The 14,388-nt window shown below is 38.1% G+C and carries 14 protein-coding genes; 8 read left to right on the top strand and 6 right to left on the bottom strand.

Annotation, left to right across the window (positions count from 1 at the left end; translation table 11 throughout):
• Positions 1-9 precede the first annotated feature (9 nt).
• From JOE23_RS01870 to JOE23_RS18140, 7 genes are all read left to right on the top strand, one after another.
• Positions 10-1,806 carry a DNA ligase D gene (locus JOE23_RS01870; protein WP_204435593.1) on the top strand — a complete coding sequence of 599 codons (1,797 nt, stop codon included), beginning with the start codon at positions 10-12 and terminating at the stop codon, positions 1,804-1,806.
• A gap of 245 nt (positions 1,807-2,051) precedes the next feature.
• On the top strand, positions 2,052-3,047 hold the full coding sequence (locus JOE23_RS01875) for a LacI family DNA-binding transcriptional regulator (RefSeq protein WP_204435594.1): 996 nt from the start codon (positions 2,052-2,054) through the stop codon (positions 3,045-3,047).
• A gap of 234 nt (positions 3,048-3,281) precedes the next feature.
• Positions 3,282-4,658, top strand: a complete 1,377-nt coding sequence (locus tag JOE23_RS01880; protein ID WP_204435595.1) for a PTS transporter subunit EIIC — start codon at positions 3,282-3,284, stop codon at positions 4,656-4,658.
• An 80-nt stretch (positions 4,659-4,738) separates the two neighbouring features.
• Complete coding sequence (locus JOE23_RS01885) at positions 4,739-5,722, top strand: carbohydrate kinase family protein (protein WP_204435596.1); 984 nt, start codon at positions 4,739-4,741, stop codon at positions 5,720-5,722.
• A 143-nt stretch (positions 5,723-5,865) separates the two neighbouring features.
• Complete coding sequence (locus JOE23_RS01890; RefSeq protein WP_204435597.1) at positions 5,866-7,320, top strand: glycoside hydrolase family 32 protein; 1,455 nt, start codon at positions 5,866-5,868, stop codon at positions 7,318-7,320.
• A gap of 244 nt (positions 7,321-7,564) precedes the next feature.
• Positions 7,565-8,308, top strand: coding sequence for a type I 3-dehydroquinate dehydratase (gene aroD / locus JOE23_RS01895; RefSeq protein WP_204435598.1), 744 nt, complete (start codon positions 7,565-7,567; stop codon positions 8,306-8,308).
• 221 nt (positions 8,309-8,529) lie between these two features.
• Positions 8,530-9,756 carry a PcsB-like coiled-coil domain-containing protein gene (locus JOE23_RS18140; RefSeq protein ID WP_204435599.1) on the top strand — a complete coding sequence of 409 codons (1,227 nt, stop codon included), beginning with the start codon at positions 8,530-8,532 and terminating at the stop codon, positions 9,754-9,756.
• Between the two features lie 266 nt (positions 9,757-10,022).
• Here the strand turns inward: JOE23_RS18140 and JOE23_RS01905 are convergent, their stop codons facing one another.
• The 6 genes from JOE23_RS01905 to JOE23_RS01930 are packed head-to-tail and all read right to left on the bottom strand — an operon-like array spanning position 10,023 to position 11,707.
• A complete protein-coding gene (locus JOE23_RS01905; protein WP_017470581.1) occupies positions 10,023-10,241 on the bottom strand; it encodes a spore germination protein in 219 nt (72 codons plus the stop codon).
• A 24-nt stretch (positions 10,242-10,265) separates the two neighbouring features.
• Positions 10,266-10,625 carry a spore germination protein GerPE gene (locus JOE23_RS01910; protein WP_204435600.1) on the bottom strand — a complete coding sequence of 120 codons (360 nt, stop codon included), beginning with the start codon at positions 10,623-10,625 and terminating at the stop codon, positions 10,266-10,268.
• Positions 10,622-10,786: a spore gernimation protein GerPD gene (locus tag JOE23_RS01915; protein ID WP_204435601.1), complete on the bottom strand. Its 165-nt coding sequence runs from the start codon at positions 10,784-10,786 to the stop codon at positions 10,622-10,624. The genes JOE23_RS01910 and JOE23_RS01915 overlap by 4 nt, the downstream gene beginning before the upstream one ends.
• On the bottom strand, positions 10,773-11,270 hold the full coding sequence (gene gerPC / locus JOE23_RS01920; RefSeq protein ID WP_204435602.1) for a spore germination protein GerPC: 498 nt from the start codon (positions 11,268-11,270) through the stop codon (positions 10,773-10,775). Before gerPC ends, JOE23_RS01915 begins: the two co-directional genes overlap by 14 nt.
• Before the next feature lie 13 nt (positions 11,271-11,283).
• On the bottom strand, positions 11,284-11,478 hold the full coding sequence (locus JOE23_RS01925) for a spore germination protein GerPB (RefSeq protein ID WP_204435603.1): 195 nt from the start codon (positions 11,476-11,478) through the stop codon (positions 11,284-11,286).
• A gap of 4 nt (positions 11,479-11,482) precedes the next feature.
• Positions 11,483-11,707 carry a spore germination protein gene (locus JOE23_RS01930; RefSeq protein ID WP_204435604.1) on the bottom strand — a complete coding sequence of 75 codons (225 nt, stop codon included), beginning with the start codon at positions 11,705-11,707 and terminating at the stop codon, positions 11,483-11,485.
• A gap of 697 nt (positions 11,708-12,404) precedes the next feature.
• Between JOE23_RS01930 and asnB the strand changes: the two genes are divergently transcribed.
• Positions 12,405-14,252, top strand: a complete 1,848-nt coding sequence (gene asnB / locus JOE23_RS01935; protein ID WP_204435605.1) for an asparagine synthase (glutamine-hydrolyzing) — start codon at positions 12,405-12,407, stop codon at positions 14,250-14,252.
• Positions 14,253-14,388 lie beyond the last annotated feature (136 nt).

A 14,388-nucleotide genomic window follows, 5' to 3' on the forward strand; every position in this document is an offset into this window, starting at 1 on the left:
GGTTTATTTATGGATATTATGAAACCACGTGAAATCATGGAAATACCTAATGGTGAAGAGTGGTTGTATGAAGTGAAATACGATGGTTTTCGTTGTATATTATCTTGGGATAAAGATCATATCCAACTAACCAGTAAAAATAATAAAGATTTAACAGTCAATTTTCCTGAGATCATTAATGATTGTCGTGACAATCTAATGTCTGTGCAGTCTTATTTGCCTTTACAGCTTGACGGTGAACTTGTTGTATTAAATAATGCCTACCAGGCAAACTTCGCTTGGATCCAAAAACGTAGCAGGTATAAAGCCAAAGACGCCATTAATACAGCCATGCATATAAGACCAGCAACCTTTATGGTGTTTGATCTATTAAAAAAATCTGGCACAAACCTGTCTACTGAAAGTTTTCAGGCACGTAAACAATTATTGAACAGGTTATTTTCACGATTAGGATTAGCCACAAGCCTTCGAATGGTTACTTCATACGACAATCCTGATCAATTATGGCAAAAAATTAATGACTATAAAGGTGAAGGTATAGTTGCCAAACGGAAAACGAGTATTTACACAGAAGGTAAAAAGCATCATGATTGGTTTAAAATAAAAAATTGGCGTACGATCCAAGTTTTTTTAACGGACATGCATCTAGAAAATCATTATTTTACTGTAAACGTTTATCAAAATAGAGATGTAAAAGCCATAGGGAAATGTAAACATGGTCTAGACAAAGAAACGATGGAGACATTAAAACACGTTTTCTTAACTAAAGGAAAGAAACAGGGCAATGTACTTACCCTTCCACCAGCAATTTGCGCTTCAGTACATACGCTTGATTTATATAAGGGAGAGATAAGGGAGCCAAGGTTCAACGCATTACTCCCAGACGTTTCACCGACTGATTGTACAAAAGCGCAACTCATTCTTGATATGGCAATGCTTCCTCCTAATATTGAAATAACCAATGCCCCCAAAATGATTTGGCCAGAAATGGTTACAAAAGGAGGGTTAGTCGCATATGTAAGAGAAGTTTCACCATATATGTTACCATTTTTAAAAGGAAAGCTGCTTACCGTGATTCGTGCTCCTGACGGGATTCAAGGGAAACACTTTTTTCAAAAATATCTAGCTTCATATGCCCCTAAATGCATTGATTTTGTTGAAACAGATGATGGTAAACGAATAGTCTGTAATACATTAGATACACTTATTTGGTTGGCTAACCATGGGGCAATTGAATATCATATTCCCTTTCAAACAATAGAAACAGACCATCCAAATGAAATTATCTTTGATTTAGATCCCCCCAGTAAAGAACAATTTGTCTTAGCTATTCAAGCAGCTAACATTATCAAGTCTTTATTGGACGAATTAAATTTAATTTCTTTTGTAAAAACATCAGGAAATAAAGGGTTGCAAGTTCATATTCCAATTCCAGTTGGTCGCATGACATATGAAGAAACGGCGATTTTTACTCAAGCCATCGCTCAAACGGTGGAAAAAGCGTACTCGGATTTATTTACAACTGAACGGTTAAAGAAAAACAGACAGGGGCGTTTATACATCGACTATGTTCAGCATGGAAAAGATAAGACATTGATTGCACCGTATTCACCACGAAAGACAACAGATGCAACAGTTGCAACGCCGCTTTATTGGCATGAAGTTAAAAGCGGGCTTGTTCCAGAACAATTCACGATAAACACTATTGAAGAACGTATAAAAATGTTTGGTTGTCCATTTGCAAGCTATTTTTATAGTGGACAAAAGCAACAATTGAATAAAGTATTAAAAATGATAAATGGTTAGTGGTCTTCCGTTCGTTACTTCGAAAGTGGTATGTTTTTACCAAAATAGATGAACCATTTTCCTTGTACGTCAATCGGTGTTTTTAATCAATATATAGGTGTGCAAGTGGTTTACTTTATTTTTTAAGAAACGTTGCTAGAAATCGTGATTTTAATCTTAATGTAAGGGTTGACATTAGAAAAAAGTATATGATAACCTATAACTGAAATCGATTTCAGTTTTGATGCAAATTAGGTGAATAACGAATGAAAATTAAAGATATTGCGAAGCTTGCTGGTGTGTCGCCTGCTACGGTATCGCGGGTTATGAATAATAATGGCTATGTCAAACATGAAAAACGACAAGCGGTTGAAAAGGTTATCCGAGAGGTAGGCTATCAGCCGAATGAAATAGCCAAGTCATTGAAAAATCAAAAATCACATATGATCGGTGTGATTGTCCCTAAAATTAGTACAGAAACAGCCAGTCGAGTCGTTGATGGTATAACTAAGGTAGCTAAACAGCATAACTATCAATTGATCATTGCCAATACCAATTTGCAAATTGAAGAAGAAATCAAATATTTGAAATTTCTATCCAATAAATTGGTTGATGGCATTATTATGATGGCAACAGAAGTAACAGATGAGCATAAAAAGCTTGCTCAAAGTTTAGCCATTCCAATCGTCATGGTAGGGCAGCACGTTGAAGGATTCACAAGCATTGTTCATGATGATTATCGAGCTGCCAAGCTAATGATCGACCATATTATAGCTTGTGGACACAAAGACATCGGTTTTATCGGTGTTGACCCCAAGGATATAGCTGTAGGTCAAGTGAGAAAACAAGCGTATATCGATCGGCTACATGAAGCAGGTTTAAGCATAAATTTAGATCTAATTGGCATTGGTGATTTCTCGATTGAATCAGGTTATAAGCAAATGGAGGGTCTTCTTACGAGAGGTAAACCTACCGCTGTTATGGCTGTAACGGATCACCTTGCGATAGGTGCGATTCACTGCTTGCATGATCAAGGATTATCTGTCCCTAACGATGTTTCAGTGGCTGGACTAGGTGATGTGAAATTAGCAAAATATTTCTCTCCACCTTTAACGACAGTACACTATGGCTTTAAAACAAGTGGGATCGTTGCAGCTGAACATGTATTCAATATGATAAAACAAAAGCAAGTGGTTAGTGACAAGGTGGTTATCGACTTTGAAGTCAAAATTAGAAAAAGTGTTACTAATTTAAAAAGCTAAACGATGTGAGATTTGAAAAGGCTCTAGTGATTACAAGTTAGCACCCGAGAAAAACGAGTTTCTTTCTCTTAGCCGTGAAGGAACACATTTTTCTCAACTAGGTAATGTGAAATCGATTTCAGTTTTGCGAAAATGATACAAAAAAATGACTAGTAAATAATAATAAGGGTAATGCAGATAATAAGAAAAAACGGACTTATCAAATTTTTAACATTAAATTGAGGAGGCGCAATCATGAAACATAAAGATACAATTGATAAATTGTTTGAAGTAGTAGGTGGAAAAGATAATATTAAGAACTACGAGCATTGTGCGACACGTTTACGGATTATTTTAAAGGATGATAGTAAGCTAAATAAAGAAGAGACTGAAGAAATTCCAGAATCGAAGGGATACTTCTTTAATACAGGTCAACATCAATTTATTTTTGGAACAGGAAAGGTTAACGCTGTTTATCAGGATTTGAAAGAAGTATTGGGCGATTCGGATGAGGGAGAAAGTGATGGTGATTTCAAGGGTGACGTTTATAAAAATTTAAACCCGGCTCAAAGAGTGATTCGAACATTAGCTGATATTTTAGTACCATTAATTCCAGCTCTTGTCACAACAGGTTTACTAATGGGGGTTCGTGGTCTACTTGTTGAGCTGGGCATGGAATTTAATGATACTTGGTTCGCAATTTTTGAAATGTTAACAGATACAGCCTTTGCCTTCTTACCTGTATTAATTGCTTACAGTGCGACACGGAAGTTTGGTGGAAATCCGATCATTGGGATTGTTGTTGGTTTAATGATGGTAGCCCCACAATTACCTAATGCATGGGCTGTCGCTGAAGGGAATGCAGAGCCGTTAAGTCTTTTAGGGCTTGATATCGTTGGCTATCAAGGATCAATTATTCCAGCAATCGTTGCAGGTTACCTAATTTCTAAATTAGAAAAAGGCTTGCGTAAAATTGTGCCACAGTTAATGGATCTTGTGGTGACCCCCTTCTTAACGATAACGATAACGATTGCTACTATGCTATTAGTATTAGGGCCAGTGTTACAGATGGCTGAATCAGGTGTCATCAATTTTATTGTATCTATATTAGAAGCACCTTTAGGTATAGGTTATATTGTTTTTGCGGCATTACAACAACCATTAACGATTACAGGTTTACACCATTCACTTGGTATTATAGAGATCAGCTTATTAAATGATGGTGGCACAAACATTATTCAAACACTTACAACTGCAAGTATGGCCGGCCAGTTTGGTGCTGCCGTAGCAGCTGCTTTATTAATGAAAAATCAAGTTAAACGTGTAAATGCACTTTCTTCAACAGCATCCACTTTATTTGGTATTACAGAACCACTTTTATTCGGTGTAAGTTTGCGTCATTTTAGAATATTTCTATCTGGGATGATCGGCGGTGCAGTAGGTGGTTTGTTGACTTATATATTAGGGTTGACTGCCACTGGAATGGGGATAACGTTTATCCCTGGCTTGTTACTTTACACAAATAGTTTTACCGCTCTCTTGCAATATCTTTTGGTTATAGCCGTCTCTTTTGTGGTTAGTTTCTTACTTGTTAGAGCCCAAAGTAAGAGTATAAAGAATGAAATTAATTAATTGAATCATTTTTGTTAAAATAAAAAGGGTGATGGGGATAGCCCCTTCACCCTTAATCAAATGGTAAGGAAGTGAGCATGATGAACGGGCAAGTATATACTATTGGTGAGGCGTTAATTGATTTTGTTCCAAATCAAACAGATTTAGACCTCAAGGACGTCCAGCAATTTAAACGTGTGATGGGAGGCGCGCCAGCAAATGTTGCGGTAGCAGTAGCAAAACTAGGAGGGGAGAGCCAATTTGTCTCTAAACTCGGTGAAGATGCTTTTGGCGACCATATTGTTGAGCAACTAGAACAATCTCGAGTTGGAACCACGTGGGTGCGAAGGACTAAGGAAGCAAATACGGGTTTAGCCTTTGTTTCTTTAAAAAAAGATGGTCAGCGAGATTTTTCATTTTATCGAAAGCCTAGCGCGGATATGTTGTTATCGGTAGCAGAAGTTAAGGATATAATGACTAATGAAGGTGATATCGTTCATTTTTGCTCTGTTGACTTAATCGATGCACCTGTTAAAGAAGCGCATCGAACCCTGTTAAATCAAGCAGTGAAAAACAATACATTGATTAGTTTTGACCCGAATGTACGTTTACCATTGTGGGAATCAGCTGAGGCATGTAAACAAGCGATTAATGAATTTATTCCCTTTGCTCATCTGTTGAAGATTTCAGATGAAGAATTAGCTTTTATTACGGGAATAGAAGATGAAGAATTAGCGCTCGAAAGTTTATTTAGAGGTAACGTGGCCTGGGTCATTTATACGCGCGGTCCTAAGGGAGCTCTTTTAAGATCAAAGTTTGGACATCGTATTGAACACCACGGTTTTCAAGTAGAAGCCATCGATACAACAGGTGCTGGCGATGCTTTTATTGGTTCATTTATTTATCAAATGCAAAAGCATCGAATAGCGCTTGAGCAATTGCCATTATTTTCTGACGATAAAATACTTGATATGTTAAGCTTTAGTAATGGTTATGCGGCATTAACAACATTAAAGAATGGTGCTGTCGATGCCCTTCCTCCATTAGAAGAGGTGGAAGCATTTATCGCAAATAATCGTCGGTAGTACGCCTGGTTTAAAATAGATAGCAAAGGTCAATCGATTGAGGCGGCGTTAGCGGACGCTGCGGATGCGAGTTTTTCTAAAAATAACAGAGAGAAATATAATGATCTAATTTGAAAAAGACGTGATTATCAAGGAGAGGGAATATGAACTTATTAACGCATGAGCTACAAGCCGGAATAGTAGCAAAGCAACCTGAATTAAGAGAGAAAGTGTTAGCTGATCCCTGGCGATTAGCATTCCACGAAATGCCTCCAACTGGCTGGATGAATGACCCGAATGGTGTTTGTCAATACAATGGACTTTATCATTTATATTATCAATATTCACCACTTGATCCTGAAGGTGGTTTGAAGTATTGGGGACATAAAACATCGACAGATTTAGTTCATTTTAATGAAGAGGAAATTGCCATCTACCCTGATCAATCATTTGATTTGCATGGTGTTTATTCAGGCAGTGCATTTGTAAAAGATGATCAAATGCATTTTTATTATACAGGAAATGTGAAATATGAAGGGGATTATGATTATATTCATCAGGGGAGAGAGCAAAACACCGTACATGCGGTTAGCAAAGATGGTTTTCACTATGACTATAGAGAAGTTATTATTCACGCAAATGATTATCCTGAAGGCTTTACTAAGCATATTAGAGATCCTAAGATTGTTGAGAAAGATAACCACTATTATATGGTATTAGGTGGCAGGACGACGGACGATCAAGGGGCAATTTTGGTTTATCAATCTGAAGATCTGTATAACTGGTCATACCACGGTATGTTATTAGGTGGGATTGACAAAATGGGCTATATGTGGGAATGCCCGGACTTTTTTGAATTAGATGGTCATGATTTATTACTTATGTCTCCGCAAGGACTACAGGCGCAGGGCTATCAATATTGTAATGTCTATCAATCAGGCTATTATCTTGGTGAGACAAATTGGGAGCAAGTTGAATTTTCCCCGACATCACCATTTATTGAATTGGATCATGGCTTTGACTTTTATGCACCACAAACGTTCGAAGATGAAAAAGGACGTCGGATTTTATGGGGCTGGATGGGTTTGCCTGATATTGAACCCAATTATTGTAATCCAACCATTGAACGGGGCTGGCAACATGCGATGACCCTACCTCGACAGTTAACCGTCGAAAACGGTCAGCTTTATCAGCGCCCCCTTCCTGAATACGAAACGATTCGAGCAGATAGATTTTATTCACATTTTACGATTTCTGGTGATCATCAAGATGATCAATTACATGGAGAAGTCTATGAAATGATCGTTACTATTGAAGAAATCGGCGACTCTCTAGCACTACATTTACGTCAAGATACGATCATTAACTATAATAAAAAAGATCAATTATTGACATTATCACTCGGTGCGTCTGGCTACGGTCGAGATAGCAGGTCATTAGCGTTAGCTTCACTGGAGCAATTGCATATCTTTTCTGATCATTCATCATTAGAAGTATTTATTAATGATGGCGCGCACGTGTTTACAACGAGGCTATACCCACAACCTATTCAAGATCAAATTCGTTTTGTTGGGGATGCTTCGGTTTCTGTAGAAAAGTGGCAGCTCAACCAAACATAAAACGAACCTGCAATCCGTGGGCATTTTCGATCTTCGTCGACTGATGGTTCATTGAGTGAATCAGGCCATTAGTGCAATGCCCTCTGCTCTCTACTTGTGGTGGGCGGTTTACGGGCGGCAATCTGTGATAAACTAAAAAGGGAAAGGAGGGGTTGAACCGGACACTCCTTTCTCCTATTATATGATTAACATAATCTTTTCAACATGCTATAATACCATCATTGACAAAAAGTGAGGTTAACATATGATGCTAAACGTGAGAAACGTCCAAATTGGAGTGGGACAACCTAAAGTGTGTTTACCGATTACGGGGCATACGATTGAAGAGATAACAGATCAAGCCATGGAACTTCATCACCATCAGCCTGATTTGGTGGAGTGGCGTGCTGATTTTTATCAAGATAATCAAATAGGGCGACCTTTAAAAATCATTCGGGATCACCTGAAAAACATCCCCCTAATCTTCACTTTTCGAACGCAGCAAGAAGGTGGAGAACGCGAAGTTAGTTCAGATACTTACTATGCATTAAACAAACAAGCAATTGAATCTGGAGTGGTTGACTTTATTGATATTGAATTGTTGTTTGTCGAATCGATTCGAGACAATTTAATTTTATTAGCTAAACAAAATCAAGTACATACGATGATATCAAACCATGATTTTAACAAAACACTAGCTAAAGAAGAAATGATCAATCGATTGAAAGAAGCAGAACTTATCGGTGGCTCGATCGCAAAGCTGGCTGTTATGCCTCAAGACACAGATGATTTATTAAATTTACTATCGATAACCAACCAAATGAAACAAGTGAGCAAGATCCCGATTGTAACAATGGCGATGGGAAATTTAGGTTTAATTAGTCGTTTAGCTGGTGAAGTTTTTGGTTCAGCGTTAACTTTCGCTACATTCGATAAACCTTCAGCCCCGGGTCAAATCGACTACAATCAAGTTAAATATGTGCTGGATCTTATCCATAACTATCGATAAAAAACGAGAATACTTGCTATTCTCGTTTTTATATTGTTATGAAAAAGAAGGTTTATTTTCAAAAATGAAATACAACTGTAACATTTCTATCATCTCACTGACATTAACAGATGTTATACTAGCGTTGCTGGTGAAAAAGCTAGCCATGATTAATATAAAATAGAATAGACTCATAATATATAAACAATAACTTATACATAGGAAAGTGAGAGTGGACAGTCGTGAATGGTAAAAAGGTCGTAGTAACTTTAGCGTTAACAGTCGGACTAACGGTAACAGCTCCATCTATCAATCAAGTTGTAAATGCTGAGACAGAAAGTGAAATACAAGCCGAACGTTCAGCTTTACAAGATGAACTGTCAGAAAAACGTGCGGAATTAGAAGATATTCAAGCTGAACTGGCTGAATTAGAAGCAGAGATTGATCGTGTTAATGAAGATATTGAAGCAAATGAAGAGGACATTGCAGAGACAGAAGCTAAAGTAGAAAAGACAGAAACAGAGATTTCTGAATTGGAAGCTGAAATTGCTGAACTAGAAGAAGATATTGAACGTCGCTATAATATCCTAAAAGACCGCGCTGCCGCTCTTCAAAAAAATGGGGGAGCAAGTAGTTATTTAGATGTCGTATTCGGTGCGCAAAACTTCACGGATTTCATTGATCGCGTGGCGATGGTTACTCGAATCAGTCAAGCAGATCAAAGTTTATTAGAGCAATTAGAAGAAGATCAAGCAACGGTTGAAGCCCAAAAATTGCAAGTAGAAGATAAGCTAGCAGATCTTGAAGAGACACAAGATGAACTAGAAAGAATGCAAGCACTTATTATTGAGCAAAAAGAAGTGCTTGAAGCTAACATGGAGCACTTAGAAGAAAGAGAAACAGAAGCGCAAACAATTGTTGAAGAATTAGAAATCGAAGACAGCGAACTTGAACAAATGTTACAAAATGCACGTGCCGAAGCTGCTAGACGTCAAGAAAGTCAGCAATCTGAAATTGTTCAAATGAGTAGTGATAGTGGATCAGGCTCAAATAATGTGCCAACGGTAAGTGCTGGAAGCGGCAGTGTAAACAGTGTGATTGCAGCGGCTCGTACCTACCTTGGTAACTCCACTTATAAATTAGGACGTGGACGTACGCAATCTGATATTGAAGCAGGGATATTTGATTGTTCGGCATTTGTCGCATGGGCATTCCGCCAACAAGGTGTGAACTTACCTGCATATACCGGTGGAATGGCGAATGTTGGAACAAGTGTATCGCCAAATAATATGCAACCCGGAGACCTCGTCTTCTTTGACACTAATGGAAGAAATGGTCATGTTGGTATTTATCTTGGTGGTGGGAAATTTATTGGCGCACAATCCTCAACGGGTGTAGCGGAAGCAAATATGTCAAGTGGTTATTGGGCAAGAAACTTTAGTGGTCATGTACGTCGTGTGATGAACTAATTTTAAAAAGCTTTGGGTGCTATTTAGCATCCAAAGCTTTTTTTATAGTCGATCATAAAACGAACCTTTAATCAGTGGATGGAGGGCTACAGGACGTGGCGGTTTTAGTCTACGAGCTTACCCACCCATTGATGGTTGAGTGAACGACGACATGAGCGTCCGTTAGCACCCGCCGAACAAAATAGATGCTCTATCTTCTCTATTTTGAATATGGGCGCTTTACGGACGGTTATCTGTAATAAATAGATTCTTTTCAATAGAAGCAATTATGCATTACTACCAATGACTTGATCAGCAAGATCTGGGTCATACGTCGTTGTTGCATTAACCCCATTATTGGTATTGATTAAACTTCCTGTATTAAAGGCTCCAGCACCTGCTGCAGTTTTCCCAGCGCTTTTTGGTGATAAGTAGAAGCTATCACCAAAATTAATCACCCCACCACCTACTTCAATAATTTGAATCGGACCAACAATTGCTGGCATAATATCGACATCCTTTTTAATTAGTTACACATAACGAATATGCTTAATCCGTGTTTCTGCTCGCATACGATCACACTGACCAATTTGAAAATGTGAGCTTGAATTTACACCCAAAATATTGATAGTGTCGACAGTAATATCGGACCTATCATTTATAATTCTAATTGGTTGATTAGGGAGATCAACAAATCTAGGATTTTTTCGTGAAAAAATTCCGTAATCACCATATTGTTCAGCTTCCTCTCCAGTGATACCTGCTATTTTTTGAACAGCAATCTCGCGAGAATAAGGTTGGCTTACTTTACAATCACCAATGTTTGCGATTGCCGATGACGCGATCCCAATAATACGGATGGAATTAACATGGGCTGTACGGGCGGTCATGCTTCTTCCTCATTAGTTAAGACAACGTAAGAGTCTGGTGGGGTATCAAAGTAACCGTATAATTGAATCTGTTGACTGTCACCAACGATTAAACTTGATGAAGCAGAAATATTATCTATATCAATGGAACAAACTTTTAATTGTTGGTTATGAACTTCCATTGTGAACATCATCCCCCTTATCTTCAAAATGGTCAGCTAAGCTCTGACGCATATCTTTAATCAGAACATGTTTGATCTCGTCAGTTGATAATTGCTTATTTTGATAGTAGGCAATTCGCTTCGGTAATTGCTGGTTCAAGTCAGTTAAAATTGACGCTTTATCTTGCTCAGCTAAATCGATGTGATAATGTTCTAGAAAACGATCTAACTCTGTAGGTAATAAATTGTAGAGATCAGCTTGAATCTGTTGATCTTGATGTAATGGGCTATCCTGAGAAAAACTTTCAATTTCATCTGGTGTAATCCCGATTTGAAGGGTGCCCTCAAGCCGCTCGATTTTTAATTGGTCGAATTTATATTCTATTTTTTCAATACGTGTGCCTGATTGTGAATCAATCTGTTTTTCTAATTCAGTTAGTCTTTGCTGAAGTTGTTCAATTAACAGCATTTGCTGTTGAATATAATACCATATATTATGATTCATATACTGAACTCCTTTACATAGAAGGTGGAGCTAATGGAACAATAGGTGCATCAAATTCGGGCTGGTCTAAAACGCCTTTAAATTGTCCGGTATTATTTAAATCTGCATAGGCTTGCCATGTTCCTGTTGTACCAATTTGTACAATCGAGGCATTTGAAATCGATCCAATTCTAATTTGCTGAATAACTATGGATTGTTGTATTAGCATATCGCTACCCCAAGTTACCGGCAATGACTTGATCAAACTGATCTTGATCATGAAGAATCGTTTGGGCTTTACCTAAATGAACTTCAATGTTAGCACCCGTATTAAAGGACCCACCACCAGCAAATGTTTTAACTTCAGCATATGGATGAATCATGTACACATCACCAACGTGGAGAATGCTAGACGTTGAAATCGCTTGAACTTTGATAGCACCAACAATTGCCGGCATAATCATTCCCCCTCGTATATTAATCTATGCAGGGAGCATGTAACTGTGTCATCTAATTTGAGCTTAAATACGCTCTTATTTCCACATTATTATTATCTTTTTATCTGAGATCTGCCACTTGTATGACAAGCAACTGTTTAAATCTGTTTAGATGTGAAATGAAACAGATAAAGGAGGTGCCCTTATCTTTTATATTCATTTACATGTTATCAGTTGGTTGCGAGCGATTATTTTACTTGTTGTAAATGGATCACTTTATTACAGATAAACGTCCATCACATCTTTAAGAAGGATTACAGACTAAGATCGCCACGTCCTGTGGCAACCCACGTCCTGTGGCAACGTCTGCATGACCTACATCCTGTAGGCCCACGTCTGCATAACCTACATCCTGTAGCTCTCCGCCCACAGATTAAAGGTTCGTTTTATGGTGCAATGGGGTCATGTTAGTCATTGCTCTGGTACTCGGTTCTTGAGGTTTCTCTCTCTTTATTAGTTTAGAAGTTTCTTTACGCAAGTATGACTGTTTTTTTAAAAACAGATGTCGTTTATTTTAATTGAGCAATAGCGTGTGTTTTAAAAGAATGATGTAAAATGTAAATTGTTGTTGTGCTATTTGATTTTTAAAACATAGGCACCTCTTATCAAGCTGGGCATATATATAATCAGAACTAGCAAAGCGAGAGGGGTAAAAAGAATGTGTGGTATAGCGGGATGTGTAAATTTTGTAACGGGTGTATTTGATCATGTCGATAATGTGGAACAAATGACTCGTGCTTTAACACATCGTGGACCTGATCAAACGTCATCATGGTTTAATCAAGTCGTTGCCTTTGGTCATCGCCGACTTATTGTTGTTGATCCTGCTGGAGGCTGTCAGCCAATGACAGCCGAAGTAAATGGACTTCGCTTTACGATGATCTATAATGGTGAATTATATAATACGGATCAGGTTCGTTTAGAATTAAAGGCGTTAGGGTGGAGATTTGAATCACATTCAGATACTGAGGTTTTACTTAAAAGCTATATAGAATGGCGAGAAGAAGCATTGCAACATTTAGATGGTATTTTTGCATTTGCGATTTGGGATCCAGAGAAAGAAGCGGTATTTGTTGCAAGAGATCGTTTGGGAGTAAAACCGTTATTTTATACAATCAAGAACAATACCTTTATTTTTGCTTCTGAGTTAAAGGGTATTTTAGCCCATCGAGAGATTAAACCTATTATTGACCGTTCGGGTTTGCAGGAATTGTTAGCGATTGGTCCATCACGAACATCTGGACACGGGGTATTTAAAGATGTTTTTGAAGTGAAAGCAGGTCATTATCTTTGGGTAAGAGAAGAAGGTATGGAGCAATCACGCTATTGGCAAGTCAAAAGTGCTAAACATATGGATTCTGAAGCAGATACGATTGAGCGTGTTAAGTCGTTATTAATAGATGCTGTGGAAAGACAATTAGTTTCAGATGTGCCGATTGGAACGTTTCTGTCTGGTGGGATCGATTCAAGTGCTATTACGGCAATAGCAGCACGGTACTTAAAGCAACTCAGAAATGAAAAACTCCAAACTTTTTCGATTGATTTCTCAGATAATGCTCAATTTTTTCAAGGTAATGATTTTCAACCTACACGAGATCAAGATTTCTTACCATTAGTAGTCGAGCGTTATCAAACAGATCATCATACCTTTGTGTTGGATCAATCAACATTAGTCGCAACGCTAAAGAAAGCCGTATTGGCAAGAGATTTACCGGGCATGGCAGATGTGGATGGTTCATTATTGTGGTTATGTCAGCAGACGAAAAAGCATGTTACTGTCGCGCTTTCTGGCGAATGTGCTGACGAAATATTTGGTGGTTATCCATGGTTTTATCGAGAAGATGACTTAGAGCGAGAAGGGTTCCCATGGATTCGTTCTAAGCAATTGCGAAATCAATTAATTCGTTCAGACTGGCAGCAACGATTAGATTTAGATCATTATCGTCTTGAACGTTATCAATCAATTATTGATCAGACACCTCGATGTGAATTTGATACGCCATTAGAAGCACGACGCCGTGAGTTATTTTATTTAAATATGGAGAGCTTTATGTCGACATTATTGGAACGAAAAGATCGTATGAGTATGGCGGTAGGATTTGAAGCGCGTGTGCCCTTTAGTGATCACCACTTGGTTGAATATGTGTGGAATATTCCGTGGGCATTGAAGAACGTGGGCAACCAGGAGAAGGGGATCTTGCGTCAAGCTTTGAAAGATTTGCTTCCTGAACCTATTTTAGCACGTAAGAAGAGTCCATACCCAAAAACATACCATCCTTATTTTACGGAAGCCATGGTTAAATGGATCCAAGATTTATTAGTCGATTCAGAATCACGACTGTTTGAAGTGTTTGAGCGGTCGCAAATTGAACAGCTTGTTTTAAGTAAAGGTCAATCTATAGATGAACCATGGTTTGGTCAGTTGATGAAAGGGCCGCAGTTGTTAGCTTACCTTGGCCAATTTGATTATTGGTTACGCCATTACCAAGTACAAATAGAACAATAAAAAAAGCATTTATGCTTAGAAGACCCACTGAAATACTGGCAGTGGGTCTTTGCATTTCACGTTAGTGAAGTATAAAATTGGCTCTATCTAAATGTGGTGGTGTCATTTACTCTATCAAGGCTTCAAAAGAAGTCAA

Source organism: Amphibacillus cookii, from assembly GCF_016908375.1.
Classification (GTDB): Bacteria; Bacillota; Bacilli; order Bacillales; family Amphibacillaceae; genus Amphibacillus_C; species Amphibacillus_C cookii.